The 22,695-nt window shown below is 32.6% G+C and carries 20 protein-coding genes; all 20 read right to left on the reverse strand.

Annotated elements, in window-relative coordinates:
• Positions 1-313: 313 nt before the first annotated feature.
• A complete protein-coding gene (locus tag G9F70_RS21635) occupies positions 314-1,738 on the reverse strand; it encodes a peptidoglycan D,D-transpeptidase FtsI family protein (protein ID WP_164944026.1) in 1,425 nt (474 codons plus the stop codon).
• The gene (locus G9F70_RS21640) at positions 1,731-2,975 is read right to left on the reverse strand and encodes an FtsW/RodA/SpoVE family cell cycle protein (protein WP_164944025.1); all 1,245 of its coding nucleotides are present in this window, start codon (positions 2,973-2,975) and stop codon (positions 1,731-1,733) included. Before G9F70_RS21640 ends, G9F70_RS21635 begins: the two co-directional genes overlap by 8 nt.
• Positions 2,976-3,013: 38 nt before the next feature.
• Entirely contained in the window at positions 3,014-3,442 is a 429-nt protein-coding gene (locus tag G9F70_RS21645) for an FHA domain-containing protein (RefSeq protein ID WP_164944024.1), read from the reverse strand.
• A gap of 69 nt (positions 3,443-3,511) precedes the next feature.
• Positions 3,512-6,334 (reverse strand): excinuclease ABC subunit UvrA, encoded by a 2,823-nt coding sequence (gene uvrA / locus G9F70_RS21650; RefSeq protein ID WP_164944023.1) that lies wholly within the window; start codon positions 6,332-6,334, stop codon positions 3,512-3,514.
• 61 nt (positions 6,335-6,395) lie between these two features.
• On the reverse strand, positions 6,396-8,381 hold the full coding sequence (gene uvrB, locus G9F70_RS21655) for an excinuclease ABC subunit UvrB (RefSeq protein ID WP_164944022.1): 1,986 nt from the start codon (positions 8,379-8,381) through the stop codon (positions 6,396-6,398).
• A 249-nt stretch (positions 8,382-8,630) separates the two neighbouring features.
• Positions 8,631-9,014, reverse strand: a complete 384-nt coding sequence (locus tag G9F70_RS21660; protein WP_164944021.1) for a hypothetical protein — start codon at positions 9,012-9,014, stop codon at positions 8,631-8,633.
• A 290-nt stretch (positions 9,015-9,304) separates the two neighbouring features.
• Positions 9,305-10,501, reverse strand: a complete 1,197-nt coding sequence (locus tag G9F70_RS21665) for a C40 family peptidase (protein ID WP_164944020.1) — start codon at positions 10,499-10,501, stop codon at positions 9,305-9,307.
• A 295-nt stretch (positions 10,502-10,796) separates the two neighbouring features.
• Positions 10,797-11,246 carry a hypothetical protein gene (locus G9F70_RS21670; protein ID WP_164944019.1) on the reverse strand — a complete coding sequence of 150 codons (450 nt, stop codon included), beginning with the start codon at positions 11,244-11,246 and terminating at the stop codon, positions 10,797-10,799.
• A gap of 768 nt (positions 11,247-12,014) precedes the next feature.
• Positions 12,015-13,307, reverse strand: a complete 1,293-nt coding sequence (locus tag G9F70_RS21675) for a PDZ domain-containing protein (RefSeq protein ID WP_164944018.1) — start codon at positions 13,305-13,307, stop codon at positions 12,015-12,017.
• A gap of 199 nt (positions 13,308-13,506) precedes the next feature.
• Positions 13,507-14,787, reverse strand: coding sequence for a S41 family peptidase (locus tag G9F70_RS21680; RefSeq protein ID WP_164944017.1), 1,281 nt, complete (start codon positions 14,785-14,787; stop codon positions 13,507-13,509).
• Between the two features lie 87 nt (positions 14,788-14,874).
• Positions 14,875-15,768, reverse strand: a complete 894-nt coding sequence (gene ftsX, locus G9F70_RS21685; protein WP_164944016.1) for a permease-like cell division protein FtsX — start codon at positions 15,766-15,768, stop codon at positions 14,875-14,877.
• Positions 15,758-16,444 (reverse strand): cell division ATP-binding protein FtsE, encoded by a 687-nt coding sequence (ftsE, locus tag G9F70_RS21690; RefSeq protein WP_164944015.1) that lies wholly within the window; start codon positions 16,442-16,444, stop codon positions 15,758-15,760. Before ftsE ends, ftsX begins: the two co-directional genes overlap by 11 nt.
• Positions 16,445-16,711: 267 nt before the next feature.
• Positions 16,712-17,068, reverse strand: coding sequence for a hypothetical protein (locus tag G9F70_RS21695; RefSeq protein ID WP_164944014.1), 357 nt, complete (start codon positions 17,066-17,068; stop codon positions 16,712-16,714).
• Positions 17,069-17,184: 116 nt separating this feature from the next.
• Entirely contained in the window at positions 17,185-18,123 is a 939-nt protein-coding gene (locus tag G9F70_RS21700) for a transketolase family protein (RefSeq protein WP_187352959.1), read from the reverse strand.
• Complete coding sequence (locus tag G9F70_RS21705) at positions 18,123-18,947, reverse strand: transketolase (protein ID WP_164944013.1); 825 nt, start codon at positions 18,945-18,947, stop codon at positions 18,123-18,125. Before G9F70_RS21705 ends, G9F70_RS21700 begins: the two co-directional genes overlap by 1 nt.
• Before the next feature lie 234 nt (positions 18,948-19,181).
• Positions 19,182-19,529 carry a type II toxin-antitoxin system PemK/MazF family toxin gene (locus tag G9F70_RS21710; protein WP_125005266.1) on the reverse strand — a complete coding sequence of 116 codons (348 nt, stop codon included), beginning with the start codon at positions 19,527-19,529 and terminating at the stop codon, positions 19,182-19,184.
• Entirely contained in the window at positions 19,489-19,809 is a 321-nt protein-coding gene (locus G9F70_RS21715; RefSeq protein ID WP_125005264.1) for a CopG family transcriptional regulator, read from the reverse strand. Before G9F70_RS21715 ends, G9F70_RS21710 begins: the two co-directional genes overlap by 41 nt.
• A 159-nt stretch (positions 19,810-19,968) precedes the next feature.
• The gene (alr, locus tag G9F70_RS21720) at positions 19,969-21,129 is read right to left on the reverse strand and encodes an alanine racemase (RefSeq protein WP_164944012.1); all 1,161 of its coding nucleotides are present in this window, start codon (positions 21,127-21,129) and stop codon (positions 19,969-19,971) included.
• A gap of 57 nt (positions 21,130-21,186) precedes the next feature.
• Positions 21,187-21,828, reverse strand: coding sequence for a germination lipoprotein GerS-related protein (locus tag G9F70_RS21725; RefSeq protein WP_164944011.1), 642 nt, complete (start codon positions 21,826-21,828; stop codon positions 21,187-21,189).
• A 147-nt stretch (positions 21,829-21,975) separates the two neighbouring features.
• Positions 21,976-22,365 (reverse strand): holo-ACP synthase, encoded by a 390-nt coding sequence (gene acpS / locus G9F70_RS21730; RefSeq protein WP_164944010.1) that lies wholly within the window; start codon positions 22,363-22,365, stop codon positions 21,976-21,978.
• Positions 22,366-22,695 lie beyond the last annotated feature (330 nt).

Consider the following 22,695-nt stretch of genomic DNA (forward strand, 5'->3'; position numbering starts at 1 on the left):
TCTGGGGTACATAACAATTATCAATTGTTATGCCTCCTAGTCTTTCTCTGTGGCACATGTTCACAAACAACCATATATGGTCATAATTATAGTTATATAGTCCTATTTCCTGGGCAATTTATAACAAATTGCTACACGTATTGTTTTACTACTATTATAGAATTTGCCTTACCATTTAACTTCATTAGTTAATTCTTCTCCTGGGTCGCCGCAATATATAATAATAAAGTATATGAAAATAAAGTCAGATATGGTTCCATATCTGACTTTATAATATTAGTATTCCCACGTACTAAGGTATGATTTTTTAATTTTATTGCAAATAAACTTTAATTAATTCTCTAGTTATCTCAGCAGCAACTCCGCCACCTACTCCACCCTCTTCTACAATTACCGCTATGGCAATTTGAGGATTTTCATATGGTGCAAAGCCAATAAACCAAGAATGTGGACCCACTTGTTTACTTGAGTCACCTTTATGATCTGCAGTGCCTGTTTTTCCACAAACAGTTATGCCATCCACAGCTGCGTTTTTCCCTGTGCCTTCAGCCACTACATCCTTCATTAAATCTTTCATTATCTTCGCATTTTCCTTTGACATGTTTTCTCCCAATGCTTTAGGCTCTATTTTCTTTAATGATTTGCCCTTACTACTCAATATCTCTTTAACCAACATTGGCTGCATCATAATGCCATCATTAGCAACAGTGCTTGCAACTAATGCCATTTCCATAGGCGTAGCTAAAACCTCAGCTTGACCTATAGCACTTTGTGCTATATTACCTTTTTCATTGCTTTTGTAACTTGGAAATTTACTGTTCTCTATTGTTAAGCCTGATGCTGGAATATCCTTATTAAAATAAAATTTTTCGGTGGTATCCTTTAGCGCCTTATTTCCAAGTTCAATACCCAATGACCCAAAAACCACATTACTAGAATGTAAATAAGCAGTTCTAAAATCTATATTTCCAAAAACCTCGCCATCATAATTTTTAAGTGATGAACTTTGATTGAAAACTAATGAACCATTATCTTCAAATCTCTTATTGTAAACGCTTGGAATGTTCTCTAAAGCACTTATTGCCGTAATAGTTTTAAATATAGACCCCGGTGGGTATAGGCCAGATACCGCTCTATTAAGCAATGGCATATCCTTATTTGCAACTATTCCTTTCCAATCTTTCTCTAAATTATTAGGGTTATAAGAAGGCATAGACACCATGGCCAGAATTTCTCCAGTTTTGGGGTTCAAAGCCACTATTGAACCACGCTTACCTTGTAAAAGACTAAAAGCTTTTTTTTGAAGCTTAGAATTAAGTGTAGTTCGCAGTCCATTGCCAACCTTTTCTTCCTCCTTTTTATTAAAGTCAAAAAGCTTTGAGGCTACAGTCTCTTCAGACCCCATAAGTTCTGCATCATATTTTTTTTCAAGTCCTGCAAGTCCATATATAGGATTCATATACCCTATAGCATGAGCAAAAACTTCACCCTGCAAATATTCCTGTTTTTGAGACACTTCACTTATTTTCGTACTTTTAGTTAAAGGGGTCATATCTTTATCGTAAATGGTTCCCCTAAGCACTTTATTTCTTTCTGCCCATAATCTATGATTAAAAGTACTGGCCACTGCCTTTTGACTATTAAACATATAAATATAGGTTATATAGGAGATTAAAGCAACAAAAAGTATTAAAAATACCAACATTACTTTTTTTATATTAATAACAATATCATTCATAACTTTGACCGTCCTCCGAAATTTTTTGAAGTATACCTAAGGAAAAGAAAGTTACTATCATAGAACTTCCACCATAACTAACCAGTGGTAAGGTTATTCCTGTTAATGGTATAGCTCCAACCACCCCACCTACAATAACTAATACCTGAGCTGCTATCATTGTACTATAACCCACTGCCAGTAGTCTTGAAAATTTATCCTTGCTGTAAACAGGAACCCTCATGCATCTATAAAACAGTAAAAAATATAAGATAAGCATAGCAAGCCCAGTCAGTAGTCCCATTTCCTCACAAATAGCTGCAAATATAAAATCTGAAGTAACTACTGGAACCATTGTGGGATATCCAAGCCCCATACCAGTTCCAAAAAGTCCACCTGATGCTATAGAAATTAAAGATTGCACTACTTGATGTCCTTGATCGTACCCATACTTCCATGGATCTCCCCAAATTAAAACCCTTAGGCGCACATGCCCAAAAAGCTTATAGCTTATAAATCCACCCACCATGAAAAGTACTAAACATACTAGTACGTATTTAAACTTTGAAGTAGCAATATATAACATTGTTACTGAAATAGCAAAAAATAGAAGCGCCGATCCTAAATCCTTTTGAAGCACCATAAGTCCAAGTGAAATCATAACTACAATTCCAGGCTCAATTAACGCTTTAAGTTTTATAAAATCTGATTTTTGTTTAGTATCATTACCGTAATGCTGTAGTGATGCTGCTAAATATGCCACCAGTGATAGTTTACCAAACTCTGTTGGTTGAAAACTAAAGCCACCAATAGATATCCAGTTTTTAGCTCCATAAACTTCGTCCCCAAATAAACTTCCTAAGGCCATAAGAATAATCGTAGCTATCAGGTAAAACCATTTATACTTTCCAAAACTAGTTAAACTAGGAAAAAGCACTACTACTAAAATAAATATGGCAATGCCTACGGTATACCATATAAGTTGTTTAAGCGCAGTAGGCGAATCTAGTCTATATAAAATGCCCATGCCTATAACCGCTAAAACATTTGAAAACAGTAAAATATATTTATCGCCGTCGGGGAAAAATCTTCTTATTATAAAATGAGAATAGGCAAAAAGTATACATATTATTACACCCATTATCAAGGCACCTTTATCAAGTCCATTTTTACCAATAAAGAACATATTTACAAATAAAACTATACATAAAAGATAAGTATACCTTAGAAGTTTCCGTTCTTCCTTTATACTTTCCATATTATCACCTCTTTAATCATCACCTTCGGTGCTGAGATTTATCCTATAACCTTAAAAATTGAAGTTCCTATTTTAATTTCGTCACCTTTTTTTATAACAACCCTATCCTTCACTTTTTTGTTGTTCATTAATGTACCATTAGTACTCCCCAAATCCTGCAGAATATAATCTGTATTTTTTCTATATATCCTTGCATGCTGAGAAGACACGTATTTATCACCTAATATTAAAAGATTATCTGCTTTTCTACCTACGGAAAGTCCGTCATTCAGAGGAATAACAGCACCAACTCTTAAGTTAAAGTTTTCTCCTCTTTCTATAACCTCAAGCCCCATAGTTTTCTTTATTACCGGTTTCTTCTTTGCACCACCTTTTATGTCTTTATACATTATTCTCAAAGCAAATATTATTATAAGGTAAATAACCGCTATAATTGCATACTTCATAATCGAGCTTATAATAGTCATAAGTCACTTTCTCCTCTTTAAAAAATAATCCAAGACTAGCATTAAATTAATATGCTAGCCTTGAATAAATTATAACATCTTTTTTAAATATTGTCCTGTATATGAATTTACATTTAAAGATATTTCTTTTGGAGTTCCGCTACACATAATGTAACCACCCTTGTCTCCACCCTCAGGACCTAAATCTATAATATAGTCTGAGCACTTTATAACATCTAAATTATGCTCTATTACCACTACAGTGTTACCTGCGTCAACTAATCTTTGAAGTATTTTAATAAGTTTGCTAACATCATCAATATGAAGTCCTGTAGTAGGCTCATCTAAAATATAAAAAGTCTTACCTGTACTTCTCTTAGATAACTCTGATGCCAGTTTAATTCTTTGAGCCTCACCACCAGATAATTGAGTGGAAGGCTGACCTAGCCTAATGTAACCTAATCCAACATCTATCAGTGTTTTAAATTTACTATGTATTCTTGGAATATTTTCAAAGAATTTTACAGCTTCCTCCACAGTCATATTTAAAATTTCATCAATATTCTTTCCTTTATACTTAACCTCTAAGGTTTCTCTATTGTATCTTTTGCCCTTACAAACCTCACAAGGCACATAAACATCAGATAAAAATTGCATTTCTATTTTAATTATCCCATCACCCTTACAAGCTTCACATCTTCCACCCTTTACATTAAAACTAAATCTACCTGGCTTATAACCTCGCACCTTGGATTCTGAGCTCATGGAGAAAACCTCGCGAATTATGTCAAAGACACCTGTGTAAGTAGCTGGATTGGATCTTGGAGTACGCCCAATAGGACCCTGGTCTATGTCTATAATTTTATCTATATTCTCTACACCTAAAATATCTTTATGAAGTCCTGCATTTTTTTTAGAATTATTTAGCTTCTTGTTAAGACCTTTATATAGGATTTCATTTACTAAAGTACTCTTTCCGGATCCGGAAACACCCGTTACACATGTAAATACACCCAGTGGAAACTCCACGCTAACATTCTTAAGGTTATTTTGCTTCGCATTAATTATTTTTATGCATGAGCCATTAGGCACTCTTGTTTTATCTGGAGCTTCGATCTTCTTTTTACCACTTAAATATTGCCCTGTAATTGACTCTTCGCAGTTCTTTATGTCGTCTATTGTTCCTGCCGCCACAATTTCTCCACCATGTTCCCCAGCTCCTGGTCCAATATCTACAATATAATCTGCTGCCATCATAGTGTCCTCATCATGTTCTACAACTACTAGCGTATTCCCTAAATCTCTTAGCTGTTTTAATGTCTTAATAAGCTTTTCATTATCCCTTTGATGAAGTCCAATACTAGGTTCATCTAAAATGTATAAAACTCCCATGAGGCTTGAACCTATCTGAGTAGCTAGTCTTATTCTCTGTGCCTCTCCACCAGACAAGGTACCTGCAGATCTTGTTAAATTTAGATAATCAAGTCCCACATTCTTAAGAAAACTAAGTCTATTATTTATTTCTTTGAAAATTTGGTTAGCTATCATCTTATTTTTTTCCGACAATTCAATTTCACCTAAAAATTTCACTTCATCTACAATGGACATATTGCAGAATTCATATATATTCTTTTCACCCACAGTTACAGCTAATGCCTCTGGACTCAGCCTTGCACCATTGCACTTAGGGCATGCATTATCCCCCATATATTGTTCAACTTCTCTTTTTATATAATCAGAAGAGGTTTCAAAATATCGCCTTTTTAAATTGTTTATAATACCTTCATAAATATGATTAAAGGTACCTGTCCTATACTCCTTAACATATTCTACCTTTATTCGTTCTCCATTAGTTCCGTATAATAGTATTTTAAGGATTTCCGGATCATATTCTTCCATAGGCGTATCTAAACTAAACTTATATTTTTCGCTTAATGCCTTTAATACTGCAAAAGTCCAAGAATCCTCCTTAAGGCTACCTTCTCCAAAGGACAAAATAGCCCCACCCAAAATACTCTTACTTTTATCGGGCATAATTAAATCCTCATCAATTTCCATAAGCGTACCAAGTCCATCACAAGTATCACACTTACCAAAAGGAGAGTTAAAAGAAAACATCCTAGGTGCTAGTTCCCCTAGACTTATACCACAATCCGGACAAGCAAAATGTTCACTGAAAAGCATGTCTTCTCCATCTACGACGCTAGCGATAGCTGTTCCCTCTGCTAATTTTAAAGCACTCTCTAAGGATTCAGAAAGCCTACCACGAATCTCCTCTTTTACAGAAATTCTATCAATGACTATCTCTATACTATGCTTTTTAGTCTTTGTAAGCTTTATCTCCTCTTCCATAAGTTCTACTATATTGCCATCTATTCTAGCGCGAACAAACCCATTCTTTTTAATATTCTCTAATACCTTAACATGCTCACCCTTTTTACCCCTTATTATGGGCGATAGAATTAAAAGCTTGGTTTTTAGTGGCATATCCATTACTCTGTCCACCATCTGATCTACAGTCTGCTGAGAAATCTCCTTGCCGCATTTAGGACAATGAGGCGTTCCAACCTTAGCATAAAGCAATCTCAAATAATCATAAATTTCAGTTACAGTACCCACTGTAGAACGCGGATTTCTATTAGTTGTTTTCTGATCTATAGAAATCGCAGGAGATAGTCCCTCTATGTATTCAACATCTGGCTTATCCATATTACCTAAGAACTGCCTTGCGTAAGCTGACAGCGACTCTACATACCTTCTCTGCCCTTCTGCATATAATGTATCAAAAGCCAGCGAAGACTTACCAGATCCCGAAAGTCCAGTAAACACTACAAATTTATCTCTTGGAATCTCTAAATCTACATTTTTTAAATTATTAACCTTAGCACCCTTTATAAAAATCTTATCCCTCATAATTCCACTCCTTATATTTCCCCTAAATAGTTAGAAATTGATAATTAATAATTTTCAATTCTCAGATATTCTTAATTTGTTTTTTAAGTTTATAAATTATATCGCGAAGCTGCGCTGCTCTTTCAAATTGTAAATCCTTAGCCGCCTGCTTCATTTCACTTTCATACCTGTCCATTAACTTTTTAGTTTCATCGTAATTTGCTTCCATAGCAGCTTCAAGGGTTTCATATACCGCTTCTTCCTCTGCCACTGTAACAGCTCCGATTACTTCTCTAATATCTTTAATAATAGTAGTTGGTGTAATATCATGTTCTTCATTATAATCCATCTGAAGTTTTCTACGTCTATTAGTTTCATCTATAGCCTTTTTCATAGACTTTGTGATTCTGTCCGCATACATTATTACTTTACTCTCTGAATTTCTTGCAGCTCTTCCTATAGTTTGAATTAATGAAGTTTCAGAACGCAGAAATCCTTCCTTATCTGCATCGAGTATCGCCACAAGGGCTACTTCTGGAATATCTAAGCCCTCTCTTAAAAGATTTATACCTACTAGTACATCAAATGTACCTAGTCTAAGATCTTGAATAATTTTCATTCTTTCTATAGTATCAATATCAGAATGTAGATAGGTAATTTTCATATCCATTTCTCTAAAGTATTTAGTCAAATCCTCTGACATCTTTTTTGTAAGTGTTGTAACTAAAACTCTAAACCCTTTTTTTATTGTGTCCTGAATCTTAGCATATAAATCATCTATTTGACCTTTGACAGGTCTAATAGCTATTTCAGGGTCTAATAGTCCTGTGGGTCTTATCACTTGCTCTGCAGTATTCTCGCTATGCTCTGCTTCATAGACGTTTGGAGTTGCACTTACAAAAACTGTCTGATTCATAGTACCCTCAAACTCTTCAAATGTTAGAGGCCTATTATCATAGGCAGAAGGAAGTCTAAACCCATACTCAATCAAATTAGTCTTTCTTGATTTATCTCCTCCAAACATAGCCCTAACCTGAGGAAGGGTTACATGACTTTCATCTATAAACATTAAAAAATTCTTTGGGAAATAGTGCATCAAGGTTTGAGGCGCTGTTCCTGCAGGCCTCCCATCTAAAATTCTAGAATAGTTCTCTATGCCACTACAGTAGCCAACCTCTCTTATCATTTCAATATCAAAGTTAGTTCTTTGCTTAAGTCTTTGTGCCTCTAGTAATTTATCCTGTGATATAAGCACCTTTAATCTGTGCTCTAATTCTTCTTCTATTTGTTCTATAGCAGGCTCTAGTTTTTCTTTTGAAGTCGCAAAATGAGAAGCTGGAAAAATAGATACATGCTTTCTCGCTCCAATAATTTCTCCTGTTAGCGAATCAAATGATCTAATTTTATCTATTTCATCACCAAAAAACTCCACCCTAATTCCTTCGCTGCTGGATGAAGCAGGAAATATATCAACAGTGTCCCCTCTCACTCTAAAGGTTCCGCGAATAAAATTAATGTCGTTTCTCTCATATTGTATATCTACTAATTGTCTTAATACTTCATTTCTATCCTTTTCCATGCCTTCCCGAAGTGAAACTGTAAGTTTTTTATATTCTTCAGGGTTTCCAAGTCCATATATACATGAAACTGAAGCCACCACAATAACATCATTACGCTCAAGTAGCGCTGAGGTAGCCGAATGTCTTAACTTATCAATATCATCATTTATAGATGAATCTTTTTCTATAAAGGTATCCGTTTGTGCGATATAAGCCTCTGGCTGATAATAATCATAGTAGGACACAAAATACTCCACACAGTTGTCAGGAAAAAACTCTCTAAACTCTGAGCAAAGCTGTGCCGCTAAAACCTTATTATGGGCAAGCACCAAAGTAGGCTTTTGAACTCTTTCAATAATATTAGCCATGGTAAAAGTCTTACCTGAACCGGTTACCCCTTTAAGAGTTTGAAATTTTTTACCTTCCTCAACCCCGCCCGCAAGACTCTCAATAGCCTGTGGTTGATCTCCAGTAGGTTTAAACTTCGAATGCAATTTAAATTCATTCATAAAAATCACCGCCTTTTATTCCGCTTAATTCGATAACAACTATTAATTGCTATCATCTATCTGAACATTTGTTCGTCTACTCCATTTTAACTATAAGTATTTAGTATGTCAATATCTCCTACAACTAATTCACTAATAAGTACTCTAAATAGTAAGTGTGAAATTTCTCCGAAGTGACTTGCAAAAAAATTAAAAAAGCTTGCCTCCTCAGTCTAAACTAAGGAGGCAAGTCTTTTTGATTTATTTCAATTAAGCTTTTTTTACTTCTTGCTGGATTTCTATGTTTTCTGCATTAATATTATCGTCAACCTCAACTTTAGTTAGTAACATTAAGCAATTTGAAACTTTTTTATTGACTATACCCAAACCTAATATTAGAAATGCGATGCCACCATATATACCAATTGGTTCAAATATTCCTGGTAACAATTGCGATGTCAATAATGCTTTTCTTACAGTAGCAATATCATACCCTTGATTTACAGCTTGGCTAACCGTACTTTTAAATAAGAGAATATTATTGACTAATAATGCAACACCGATCATTGCCACAACTGAAGCTACAATATACATAACAATCGAGATAGAAAATCCCTTTGATTTTTTAGATACACTTTTTTCTTTAGTTTGCATAATAACTTTTCCTCGTTTCCGCCCTTAAAGGCTATATTATAATTTCAATTTAATACTGAACCCATATTATTTTTTAAATAACATCTTCGTCTATTCATTAATACTAGTAGATAATTGTTGCATTAAGGTGTCAATAATGTTAACAATCTATAACCATTAAATCAAATTTTACATAAAAAGAAATAGGAACCTAAGTCCCTATTCCTTAAATATTATATGCTTTTTAGTTTAAAATTAAACAATTAGTAATTGTTATGTACCCATAATAATAGTAATAATATAAATTTTACTTATTCTATTATTCTTTTACCTATTACAAAGTTATCTGCGTAATACCCGGTTAATTCAGATATTTTTACAACATCACCAGGTTTAGGACAATGTATAAATTTATTATCTCCAATATATATTCCAACATGAGATACTTCAGAAGGTACAGCTGAATTAGTTATAAAAAAGACTAAATCTCCCTTTTCAAGATTATTTATATTAACAGATGCACCTATATCTACCTGGTCCATAGTCGTTCTAGGCAGATTTATCCCAAAGTTTTTATAGCTATACTGCACAAACCCTGAACAATCGAATCCACCACTTAAATATTCCCCAGCAGCGTTGAAATTTGCTGGTGCTTCGCCACCCCAAATATAAGGTGTTCCCAAAAATGTATTTGAATATGACACTAAGTCATTTCCAGTTGTTTTTGTGCTATATCGTTGTCCATCTTCAACATATTCAGCTTTATTTGATGTAGTATCAACAACACTTACATAGGATTTATATATATATCCCCATTCACCATCATACTTAATTTTATAGAACTCGCCTTGAGTTCCATATATATCTACTTTTTCCTTAGGATACTTTTTACCCATAACAATAACATTACTATCCAATGAAGCTGTTTTTCTTACGCTCAAAAAATCAGAGGCTGTAATAGTTCCAACACCTGTAGCTTTTGTTACAGGTGTTGGTGTAACACTGCTTGTACTATTTTCATTTACAACTTTTACATATAATTCACTTATATAGCTTGTTTTACCAGAGTAAGTTATTTTATAAAAACCATTTGTATTTTCATACATTGTAACTTTACTTCCAAGCTTAATAGAGCCTATCACAGGATAGGTTGTCCCAGCCCCAGACCTTATATTTAAAACATTTGCTGTTATAACTCCATATTTTTCTATGTAATCCGGTTTTACACTCACTACACTTTTGGTAGGAGAAGTATTTTTTACTATGTTTACGTATGATGTATGTGCGTATCCAATTTTCCCATTATAATTTATCTTATAAAAATCACCCTGTTTTCCAAGGGTATCTATCTTTGTATTCTTTGAAAGAAAACCTATAATGGAAGAAGAAAGTGAGGGATTTTGCCTAACACGTAATGAGTCTGTATTCACTACTCCACTATCAGCAGCTGCAATTTGAGAACTCACCATTGTCAATATCATAACTATAAGCGCTATTCTTTTTTTCATTTATTTACCTTCTCTCTATATTCTAAAATTCAATTCGAGTATATAGTATACCTTAAACTACTTATGATTTTGGTTTTATATTTATATTTCGACATAATATAATTCACTAAATATTTAAATGTATTCATCCTCCCATTTATTTTGAGTACTATTAAAACCCGCATTAAAAATACTAGATAAAATATGATGAAGTAATATTTTATATTATAGCACTTATATACTATAAATTTGTTGTTTTCAGAAATTTATGATTCTTATCATAGAGAAACCTAACATATATAAAATATACTAGCAATTATTCTTTACTATAGACTTTACTTACTTCTAATTTGAAGTCTAAAATTTTTGACAATACATCTATGTCGCCTCTAAATGGGTAACATAATAGTCTATTTTCATTTTCAAAAATCATAAAAAATGCTGGCTCATTTTCAGGTATTATTATATAAACTTCGTTTACAAGTGCATTTATACATTTCCCTTGTACCTTAACAGAAGGATAAAGTGGAATTCTAATAGCATAACCATCATCTGTAAGAGGGTTGCTTTTACCATAGATATTATCCACATCCTTTATCCAACTTACAACCATATTTTGAATTTCTCTATTAACTTGAATTACTTTTACGACCTTATCTTGCTTTGGGTCAAAAATTTCTGCATATCTAAATTCTTCAGCACTAATTACTATTGAATGCATGATTATAATAAATAAGAATATAATAACTGGTGTTTTTTTAATCATAAATATCACCTCTTTATTAATATTCCCATAATGAATTATAGTTATGTCCCAAAGATACACTTTGAATTTATGTATAGTTAAATTGTAACTATACCAATCGCCATTCATATTAACTAATTCATAAAAACACCTCTTTATTTAATTATATATCATATCAATGTAATTATTCAAATTTTTAACAGTATTCTTTTACAATTACTTTTGGAGAATTCCCTGAAAAACACCTGGACAACTTACATATTTCCACTAACATTACCCATACCATATACACTCTGATAGCGTCTAAAGAATTTTGGTACGGTCTATTGCAAAAAAAAAAAAAAATAAAATTGACTATGCAATTTTACAGTCAATTTTAGCAGTATTCTCTTAACGCTCTAGGATACATTTATATCTTTAGATTTTCCCTTTGATTCCTTTAATAATATAAGGAACGCCAACTGGCAAAAAAACACCTGCCATTAACCACATTAGTCCCTATACCACATAACAACTAATAATTGTTATGTACCCCAAGGTTTTACCCCCGAATCTACATAAAAAAGAAAGAATGAACTTTCTCTGGAGTGACTTGCAATACGAGACGCTGAAACTATTGAAATTCCATTTAGAAATTCTTCTTTTGCGAATGTAAAATCCTCGTAAGCCTGCCAGGACGCATTCCCTTTAGGTATTTTTTCTTAGATTATGCTAACAAAAGTATATATTGCGCAGAATGCATTTTAGCAATATATACTTGACCTTATAGCATAATCTAAGAAAAAACTTTTATTTCTTATCTATGTCTTTCATTTTGTCCAGTACATCTTTAAAGCTTTCATCATCCATCTTTACCACAGAGTTATCTTTTGGTAACTCCCTTGGTACAATCACTATTCCTAGTCTTTTGTTCCCAGCTACATTGGTATAACTCATATCTTTTAATTCTCCAGATGGTTTTTTGATTTTTAAAAATAATGAACTAAAATTACCTTTAACTACATGTAAAATTTCTTCTTCAGCCTCTACTTTTTTATCATTAATTTGGACTATTAAATCTCCACTTTGAATTCCCATTTCAAAAGCAGGGGATTTAGGAGCTACCTGTAGCACCATAATTCCCTCATCGTCACTAACAAATTTAGGTTTTAAAGTGAGCTCCAAATGTCTTTCTAATTGCAACATTGCTTCATGCAGTGCAGCTGCAAATATTAAAATAAAAATTTGAACAGCTACGCCAAATACTGCTAATTGAGATATGGCTGTTAAGAGCACGCCATATCCCATTATTAATGCTCCTGAAAAGAGAGTTTTTTTGCCCTTGCTCTTAGTAAAGGTAATACTGCTATAACCAATAACCCCATACAGAGCAACAGAAGCTATAATTGACTTTTCCAAGATTTTACCCGCTATAGCCCCTCTTATTGCAGGCATCCACTGTGGAGTCATTAAGCTCTGTCCTGCCACCAGGTCTGAGGTCTGAGAACTTAAAAGTACAAGTATAGCGATTGGTAATGCCCAATATCTTTTTAAGGCAAATCCACCAATAATTTTATTATCTCTATTTGTAAAAACAGGAATGGCTCCTCTTGATCCATCTATCATTACTAAACTTCCCTCTACAATATGTAATACACCCACCAAGGTCATTAATGTAAGAATATCTACGTTTATAAAATCCAATTTTGGCATATGTAACATGATAGCTGCATATTTAAACACTAGGCTGCTTATACCTAAAACTGCACCAGAATAAGAAAAACATATAAATCTAGGCTTAAATGCCATAAAAAACAATGACAACATAAACAATAAATAAATATTTGAATTCTCATCAAAAACTAGACCTAAAAATGTAAACAGAAGACTTGCTAGGGCCCCTGCAATAATTCCTATTACAATTTGTGATATAGTTAACTCAAAAGGTGAATCTAAACTCTCTCCCATTATCATTCTCTGCATAATCGATATTTTCTTATTTTTATTATAAAAAATTAATCCAATCATTATTAAGATAAACGCATTTGAAGGATCTACAATTGCATAAGCAACTGCTCTTAAAGTATGTATTGCAATGTCCATTCAGTAAAATTCTCCTTTCATATTGCTATGAAAAACTATATATTCCCCATATCACCCATGTAAATGCGTTACATCACCTACAGTGATGCGCTCACCTAGGGTGATGCCATTACCTACGATGATGAGCCTCGCCTGCTGTTCTAACGGTTGTTAAAAACCAAGTATCCACCAAATTTATTGGTAGATACTTGGTATGTTATTACTTGATTTTACCCTTAGCTATCTCTAAAGCTTTCTTAAATTGCGGATCCAAAGTTCTATCATATGCTTTCTCTTTAAGTGCTTTTGGATACACCACCTCAACTTCTGGTTTTATTCCAATATGATGTATATTTTCTCCATTGGGAGTATAATATTTTGATATAGTTACTTTTAATGCAGTACCATCATCAAAGCCATCAACATCTCTAGAAAACATAGTTTGAACTATGCCTTTACCAAAGGTCTTCTCTCCCACTAAGGTACCAACCTTATAGTCTCTGATTGCTCCTGCAAAAATTTCTGAAGCACTTGCAGATCCTTCATCAGTTAATACTGTGAGTGGCATGCCTACAGCTAGACCACCCTTAGACTTATATTCTGTCTTTTCCTTATTCTTATCTATTGTATATACTAAAACCTTTCCTTCAGGTACAAAATTAGAGGTTAAATCTACACATTGATTTAAAAGACCACCAGGGTTTCCTCTTAAATCTAACACTAGACTTTTCATACCTTTTCCTTTTAATTCCACTAATTTTTTATTGAAATTTTTAGCAGTATTTTCATCAAACATTGTAAGTTGAATATATCCAATATTTTTGTCTAACATTTCACCTTTAACCGTTACCATATCGATTTTAGCACGTTTTACACTAACTTCAAAACTGCCTTTATCTTTTCTATTAAGAGTTAACTTGACAGCTTCATTTTCCTTACCTTTCATCATTGTGACAGCTTTTTCGAGTTCTTTTCCTGTGACAGCTGTTCCATTAACCTTTTCAATAACATCTCCTGGAAGTATTCCTGCACTTTTAGCTGGTGATGGATCGAAAGGGGCAATTACAACTATATTATTTTCTTTAACTCCTACTTGTAAGCCAAGTCCTGTATACACCCCTACTGTTGTAGCATTAAACTCTGCATACTCTTTTTTGTTCATAAAAACTGTATAAGGATCTTCTAGGGAATTAGTCATGCCCTTTATAGCACCTTCTACTAAAACCTCATCACTAATTTTACCATCATAATACTTATATAGTTTATTTCTCACTAAAAATAGTTTTTGAAACTTTACTACTTGGTCATAAGCGTCCCTTCCAATTATTACTTTCCCATTGGGAGTTCTTAAGGAAATTTGGGTTGAAACTAATAGGGTTATTGCATTAGTAACAAGTACTATAACTATAATCCAAATAATCCATTTTGTTTTCTTTGTTTTGTGTGTGACATCATTATATTCTACAGTTTTATATTGTCCAAGTCTATTTTCATCGCCCATTTTATACACCTCTTTGTAATTCTCTATATATTATTTATGTAAATATAATAAATTTATAACACTAATAAGAAAATAAATATATTGTATTTACACAATCAAGAATTTTCTTATGGACATAATACTTCCCACGGCCCCAATAACTATGCCGCCTAACATAAATTGCCATAGAATAGTGCTTAATATAAAATGAGGATCTATTAAACTAACTCCTAATAATACATTTGCTGAAGACTTTAGAAAAACCATTTTATAAGCATAATATAGTATTCCGGTAGAAATAATTGCCCCAGCTATTCCAAGCATCATACCTTCAATAATAAATGGCCATCTTATAAACCAATCAGTAGCTCCAACAAATTTCATAATACCTATTTCTTTTTTTCTAGAATATAATGTAAGCTTAATTGTGTTTCCTATTAGGAACAGTGATACGCTTACTAAAATTACAAATAAGGCCAGGCCTACTACCTTTAAAGTATTTGTTATTTTTATAATTTTATCAACTATTCCCCTAACATCATTAACCTTCTCTACACCTTTTAATCCTTTAGCAGCCTTAACTACATTATCTACTATTTCAGGTTTTTCTACACTTACAACATATGAAGTTGGAAAAGGGTTCTTTTTCTCAAAACCTTGCACTAAGGATTTACTATCTTCTCCAAATTGTTTTTTCACTTTTTCTAGTGCATCGCCCTTATCTTCAAATTTAATTTCTGAAACTCCTTGCACATTGTCAAGGGCCTTTTGAATAACAGATTTATCACCTATTGTTACATCATCTTTAAGAAAAATTTGTACCTGTAACTTGGAACCTATTTCTTCCACTGCTGCATTAACATTAAAAACAATTAGTAAAAATACGCCTAAAATAAATAAAGTAGCTGCCACTGTAGCAACTGACGCCATACTAACAGTTCTATTTCTTTTTAAACTTTTTAGTGCATCTACAAAATAATATTTAATTGTACTAATCTTCATAACCGTATCTTCCCCTTTGCTCATCTCTAGCTAGAACACCTTTTTCTATAGCTATTACTCTCTTCTTCATAGAGTCTACTATATTCTTTGCATGTGTTGCCATAACTATAGTAGTACCAGCCTTATTAATATCATTTAAGATATCCATGATACCTAATGCTGTTTCAGGATCTAAATTACCTGTTGGCTCATCTGCTATTAGCAATGTAGGATTATTTACTATTGCTCTAGCAAGAGAAACTCTTTGTTGCTCTCCACCTGAAATCTCATGAGGATAAGCCATATGTTTTTTTGATAATCCGACTAAATCCAAGACCAAAGGTACTCTTTTCCTAATATCCCTTGGAGAACATTCTGTAACTCTCAATGCAAATGCAACATTTTCATAAACATTTAAGGTATCAATTAATCTAAAATCTTGGAAAACCACTCCAATTTTTCTCCTAAAATAAGGTGTCTGCGCTCTTTTTAATTTCGTTATATCTGAGTTGTTTAAAATGACACTACCCGTAGTTGGTTCTACTTCTTTTAAAAGTATTTTAATAAAAGTAGATTTTCCCGCTCCACTGGGGCCTACAAGGAATACAAATTCCCCTTTTTCAATAGTAATATCAACATTGGACAAGGCTATTACATTATTATCATAAATCTTAGTTACTTTCTTAAATTCTATCATATTTAATTCTCCTTACCACGTTTCTGTAATTCATTTCATTAAAATCCATAACAACATTATATCATAAGGACTAGGCTTATAATAAATTTTATTATAAAATTTTCGTGAATATTACTCAAAATACGCTAATTTATTTTTCTAAAAATTCACAAATAACGTTTATCTTTATCGTTTCCTATAAAATTAAAATTATGAGTTATTATGAAATCCTTTGTAATATTAAAGCACTAAAGATTGATTAGCAAAAGATGCTGACTACAGCAATGATTAATAAATTTGAAATAAAACTAAGTCAATAACTGTTGAATAAACTAACATAAATAAGGAAACAAAGAATATTACACCAACTAAATTCAATTTTTCATAATATTCCATCCATTTTTCTTCATAATTTAGCGGTTCTAACATTTCTCTTTTTACAAAACCTATACCTGAAATAGCAAGACCAAAACAAGATATTCTAATAGCTGTTCTGTTTACTGAAGCTAATACCCCTTGTAGATTTAGGTCACCATTGACTAACCCACTTATTACTCCAATTAAAGCTCCCATAATTATAGGAACTAAAAATATCTTTAATGATAGTATAAAACAATGTAATAAATCCTTTAAAACTTCTTTCATGCTTCTTCCTCTCCCCATAGTTATTCTTGATGTATTATATCATAAAGTATCACAAAAAACATTATCCTGTAAAATAGTTAAAACCCCTATGCATAAATACATAGGGGTCCTTAAAATTATTTTAAACTGAGTCCTTTTTTAAGAGCTTTAACTATTTCATCTGTGGTTAATCCATAAGCTTTTAAAAGTTCATTTGGTTTACCACTTTCACCAAACGTATCTTTAATTCCCACTCTCATAACTGGTACTGGGTGGTTTGAACAAACAACTTCAGCTACTGCGGAGCCAAGTCCACCTATAATGCTATGCTCTTCAGCAGTAACAATCAATCCAGTTTTTCTAGCTGCAGTAACAATTGCTTCTTCATCTATTGGTTTAATAGTGTGTATATTTAACACTTTAACCTTTATTCCTTCTTCTGCTAGTATGTTATAAGCTTCCAAAGCAGCATCTACCATAATACCTGTAGCTATTATAGTTGCGTCGTGTCCTTCTCTAAGTGTTACCGCTTTTCCAATTTCAAATTTGTAATCTGGATTATCATTTATTGTCTCAACACCCATTCTTCCTAACCTTACATAACAAGGTCCATTGTATTTCGCAATAGCTTCTATGGCTGCCTGCGTTTCAATGTTATCACTTGGGCTTATAACTACCATGTTGGGAATGCTTCTCATTAGTGCTATATCCTCTATCGCTTGATGAGACGCTCCATCTTCCCCTACAGTTAAACCTGCGTGTGTGGCACAAATTTTAACATTTAATTTCGGATAACAAATAGAATTTCTTATTTGCTCAAAAGCTCTTCCTGCTGCAAATATAGCAAAAGTACTTGCAAAAGGAATTTTACCACAGGTAGCAAGCCCTGCTGCTACAGACATCATGTTTCCTTCAGCAATACCCATATTTATAAATCGATCTTCCGCAACTTTTTTAAAATCTGCAGTTTTAGTAGATTTAGACAAATCCGCATCTAAAACAACTATATTTTCATTTTCTAGTCCTAATTTAGCGAGTGCGCTGCCATAAGCTTCTCTTGTTGCAATTTTACCCATTATAGTGCACCCCCAATTTCTTCTAAAGCTATTTGGCACTGCTCTTTACTTGGAGCCGTGCCATGCCAGCTAGCTTCATTTTCCATGAAGGACACGCCTTTACCCTTTATGGTTTCACAAATTATAACTGTTGGTTTTCCTTTTGTTTTTTTAGCTTCTTCTATAGCATTTTTAATTGAAGCGAAATCATGACCATCCACAGATATAGTGTTCCATCCAAAAGCTGCAAATTTAGCATCTACTGGATCAGAACCCATAACCTCAGAAACGGTGCCATCTATTTGAAGTCCATTATGATCTACAAAAGCCGTTAGGTTGTCAAGCTTATAATGTGCAGCTGACATCGTAGCTTCCCATACTTGACCTTCAGCAAGCTCTCCATCTCCAAGTAAGGAATACACTCTATATTCTTTTTTATCAAGTTTTCCAGCTAGTGCCATACCTACTGCTACTGAAATACCTTGTCCCAGTGATCCTGTAGACATATCTACTCCAGGAATAGTATTCATATTAGGATGCCCTTGAAGCCTTGATCCTAATTTTCTCAGTCCCATTAGCTCGTCCTTATCAAAAAAACCCTTTTCAGCAAGCACACTATATAATGCTGGTGCAGCGTGTCCCTTTGATAGTACAAATCTATCTCTGTTAGGGTCATTTTTATTTTGTACGCTTACATTCATCTCATTAAAATATAATGCAGTTATAATTTCAACACAGGATAATGATCCACCTGGGTGACCAGAACATGACTCTGTAATCATAGTTATTATATTTTTTCTAACTTGCCTTGCAATTGCTTTTAATCTTTCTACTGTTTTTTCCATATGTATTCCTCCTAGTATTTCTTTGAAACATTAATAATAGTTATCTACCTATATTCCTATTTATCTTCCACAATTATTATAACAATATTATACACTATAACAACATATTTCTTAGAAATTCTACAAAAATAATTAAATAACTATAGGATTATTTTAAAAGCTATAGTTTTATTAAAATACATTAATCTATTATTCCATAAAATAAAATAAGGGCAATGATTGCCCTTATTCATTTTATAAACCTACACTAATTAAAATCGCAGTATCTACTTTTTTCATATCGCTATCAGTCATATGACCAATTTTTTCTTTTAATCTTTTTTTATCCAGTGTTCTTATTTGTTCTAGCAAAACTACTGAATCTTTATTTAACCCATACTCTTCTGAAGAAATTTCAACATGAGTAGGGAGTTTTGCCTTATTTATCTGTGACGTAATAGCTGCAATAATAATAGTGGGACTGTACTTGTTGCCAATATCATTTTGAATTATAATTACTGGTCTAACCCCACCTTGTTCTGAGCCTACAACCGGACTCAAATCAGCATAAAATATATCTCCTCTTTTCACTATTGTTGTCATTAGACAAATCACTCTCCGAAAGCTTAACTTCGTAATCTTTAAAATCTTTAATATCAATTTCAAAACCCATGTCAGCTATTTCTAAATTTAATTCAGCCATTTCTAAATAACCTTGTTTCATTTCATCTATATAACTGAGTCTTTTCTTTTCCTCAATATATAGTATTATAGCTTCCCTAAAAAATTCACTTCTTTTTTTAGAATCTTTCTGGAGTGCCTTATTAAATTCAATATAGAGTGTTTCTGATAGGTTTACTACTAATTTCTTTGAAGTTGACATAGAAAATTTAATACCTCCCATTTGCTTAAACAACAATATGTACAAAATATATTATAATTCAACCTATGTCAATCTGTCAAAGAAATTATGGGTATTTTCACCCTTTTACAACAAGATTTTTACGCATAAATAGTTTATTTTACATATAATGCATTAATATTACACGTAATTTCTTATTTTCACAACTTTACCTTCGCTAATGTAGACTCTAGGAACTCTTTTACCAACCATACAAACTATTTCATAGTTTATAGTTCCTATTAGCTGCGCTATTGTATCTGCTGTAAATTTATTATTCTCATCTTCACCCATTAGTATAACCTCATCGCCAATCTTCACTCCAGAAATATTAGTAACATCAATCATACATTGATCCATGCAAATTCTACCTATTACTGGAGCAAAGCTTCCATTTATAATAACCTTTCCCTTTTGAAATAGGAGCCTTGTATACCCATCCGCATAGCCAACTGGAAGTGTAGCTATAATACTTTCTTTTTCCGTTTTAAACTTTCTTCCATAACTCACGTATTCTCCAGGTGGCAAACTTTTTATGTGTACTACATTTGTTTTTAATGTCATTACAGGTTTTAAATTTATATTGTCCTTATTCACCTCTTCAGAAGGATAATAGCCATATAATATTATTCCTGGTCGTACTGCCTCATAATGTGTTTCTGGTAAATCTATAATAGCAGCACTATTGGCCATATGTCTTATATTTATGTTCACTTTTTTCTCTTTTAACTTTTCATAAAAATAATTGTATTTCTTAACTTGATTATAGGTATAAGTCTTATCCTCTTCATCTGCGGAAGAAAAGTGACAAAACATGCCTTCTATAATTATATTAGGTAGCTTGCTAATATTATATACTTCTTCTGCACTTTCATCATTTGGTAGATAACCTATCCTGCCCATACCTGTATCTATCACTATATGAATTTTAGCTATTTTATTTTTCTTGTGAGCCATTTTTGATAATTCACTTGCAAATTCATAAGAGTATACAGCTTGTTCAATGTTATATTTTAATAAATCATCTATTAAATTTGGTGGTGTAAACCCTAAAATCATTATTGGGCATTCTATGCCTGAACGTCTAAGCTCCACTGCTTCACTTACTACAGCTACAGCTAATCTATCAGCACCATTTTGCAGGAGCACTGGAGCCACATCTATAGCCCCGTGCCCATAGGCGTCTGCCTTTACAACTGCTATGATATTTGCGCTTCTAGCTACCCTTCTAATTTCTCTCATATTATACGCTAATTTATCTAAATCAACCTCTGCCCATACAGGCCTTAAATGTCTAAACATGATCTTCACCTCATCTGTTATTGAAATTTACTTTTTGTCGTAGCTTGTAACTCCCACTTATAGAAATGGGATACTTTTCTTCTGAAATGTCGTTAGAAACTCTGATGGTTCAATTCTTACGTTTGGAAGAAAATTCGAATATGTTATGTTAATTTTTTCTTTACCCTTAATATCGTAAATAACCAATTTTTCTGGTATCATGCTCTTAGTATTAACATACAGCAATGCATTATTAATATTTTTGTTGCCACCAGGTATAAATAAATCGATTACTGAATATTCAACGTCATTAATCTTTTTAATTGAATATTTTATTTCCTCATTGGTATACAATAATCCTATGTATTCTCCAATAAAACAAAGTTTAAGCACTTCATCAAAATCTTTGCTCTGTACATACTTTGCTCCATTATTTTTATCACTAATATAAATATTATCATTTGCTTTATAAATAAATACTCTGCTATTGTTTAGCTCTAGTTTGTATCCGCCTCCTCTCAAATAGGATTGCCTTGCCTTATAGTTAATGGTCTGCTTATCATTCTTTATATCCATGTTCATTTCTGTAGTATAACTTTCCATATTTTTTAAAAAAGTTAAAATGTCATTAGTATTCTTAGGTTTTTTATTACAGGAAGTCATTAGTGTGAAGCTCAAAGTAAGTAAAAGTATTAAAAGTACCAGTAATTTTTTTTTCATTGTTATCCTCCTAGCATTTCTCTAGAGCAGATAGGCTTACCCCTGTTATCTACCATAACAAATCACTCTACTACTAATACTATTACTACTTCTTTCATACTATTACAAAAATTAATAATGACAATAAATCATTATCCTTGTCTATTTTTACACTTCCTCATTTTTTTCAACTTCCCATATAGCATAAGCAATTGCACTATCTTCCCCATGAGATATGCTAAGATGAATGTTATACTTCCCCTCTTTTTTAGCTATTAACTTTGCTTTGCCTTTTAAAATTACTATTGGTTTTCCAAGGGTTGTCCTGTCAATTTCAATATCTCTAAAATCAAACCCCCTAAATCCAGTACCTAAAGCTTTAGCTACTGCTTCTTTAGCAGCAAATCTTCCAGCCACGTATTCCGGCCTCAAATTTCTACTTTTAAGATATTCTAATTCAGTTGCTGTAAAAATTTTTTCTAAAAAACTATTGTTGGCGACCATAGCCTTTTCTATTCTACGTATTTCAATAATATCAGTACCTACTCCAATAATCAAAACTATCACTCCCAATCTTTAATCTGTACACTATAATTTTTATATTTGATTAAACACATATTTTAACTTTACTAATACTACAATAATATAATAAAATTATAATTATTTATAGTATTATTAATAAAAACTTAGCAGGAACCTACTATACCTTTAGGGTAGTGGGTATTGACAATATATTTTATTAGTAAAATAATAACAAAATTTTCATCCTATGTACTTCTATTATCAAGCTATAATTTTTTTATATAACAAAAAGAGGAGAAACCTCCTCGCCATCTTAGTTTAATAATATATCGCCACTAACTCATTACTAAAGTCACCAGAGCCCGT

The organism is Clostridium sp. FP1, from assembly GCF_011065975.2.
GTDB classification, from domain to species: domain Bacteria; phylum Bacillota; class Clostridia; order Clostridiales; family Clostridiaceae; genus Clostridium_AD; species Clostridium_AD tagluense.

Bases quoted from the DNA above. Each gene is read 5' to 3' on its own strand.
- G9F70_RS21670 (WP_164944019.1), bottom strand. From the start codon at position 11,246: ATGATTAAAAAAACACCAGTTATTATATTCTTATTTATTATAATCATG.
- uvrA (WP_164944023.1), bottom strand. From the start codon at position 6,334: ATGAGGGATAAGATTTTTATAAAGGGTGCTAAGGTTAATAATTTAAAA.
- G9F70_RS21640 (WP_164944025.1), bottom strand. From the start codon at position 2,975: ATGGAAAGTATAAAGGAAGAACGGAAACTTCTAAGGTATACTTATCTT.
- G9F70_RS21660 (WP_164944021.1), bottom strand. From the start codon at position 9,014: ATGCAAACTAAAGAAAAAAGTGTATCTAAAAAATCAAAGGGATTTTCT.
- uvrB (WP_164944022.1), bottom strand. From the start codon at position 8,381: ATGAATGAATTTAAATTGCATTCGAAGTTTAAACCTACTGGAGATCAA.
- G9F70_RS21635 (WP_164944026.1), bottom strand. From the start codon at position 1,738: ATGAATGATATTGTTATTAATATAAAAAAAGTAATGTTGGTATTTTTA.
- G9F70_RS21665 (WP_164944020.1), bottom strand. From the start codon at position 10,501: ATGAAAAAAAGAATAGCGCTTATAGTTATGATATTGACAATGGTGAGT.
- alr (WP_164944012.1), bottom strand. From the start codon at position 21,129: ATGTTTAGACATTTAAGGCCTGTATGGGCAGAGGTTGATTTAGATAAA.
- G9F70_RS21680 (WP_164944017.1), bottom strand. From the start codon at position 14,787: ATGGGCGATGAAAATAGACTTGGACAATATAAAACTGTAGAATATAAT.
- G9F70_RS21725 (WP_164944011.1), bottom strand. From the start codon at position 21,828: ATGAAAAAAAAATTACTGGTACTTTTAATACTTTTACTTACTTTGAGC.
- G9F70_RS21645 (WP_164944024.1), bottom strand. From the start codon at position 3,442: ATGACTATTATAAGCTCGATTATGAAGTATGCAATTATAGCGGTTATT.
- ftsE (WP_164944015.1), bottom strand. From the start codon at position 16,444: ATGATAGAATTTAAGAAAGTAACTAAGATTTATGATAATAATGTAATA.
- ftsX (WP_164944016.1), bottom strand. From the start codon at position 15,768: ATGAAGATTAGTACAATTAAATATTATTTTGTAGATGCACTAAAAAGT.
- G9F70_RS21695 (WP_164944014.1), bottom strand. From the start codon at position 17,068: ATGAAAGAAGTTTTAAAGGATTTATTACATTGTTTTATACTATCATTA.
- G9F70_RS21675 (WP_164944018.1), bottom strand. From the start codon at position 13,307: ATGGACATTGCAATACATACTTTAAGAGCAGTTGCTTATGCAATTGTA.
- G9F70_RS21715 (WP_125005264.1), bottom strand. From the start codon at position 19,809: ATGTCAACTTCAAAGAAATTAGTAGTAAACCTATCAGAAACACTCTAT.
- G9F70_RS21710 (WP_125005266.1), bottom strand. From the start codon at position 19,529: ATGACAACAATAGTGAAAAGAGGAGATATATTTTATGCTGATTTGAGT.
- G9F70_RS21700 (WP_187352959.1), bottom strand. From the start codon at position 18,123: ATGGGTAAAATTGCAACAAGAGAAGCTTATGGCAGCGCACTCGCTAAA.
- G9F70_RS21705 (WP_164944013.1), bottom strand. From the start codon at position 18,947: ATGGAAAAAACAGTAGAAAGATTAAAAGCAATTGCAAGGCAAGTTAGA.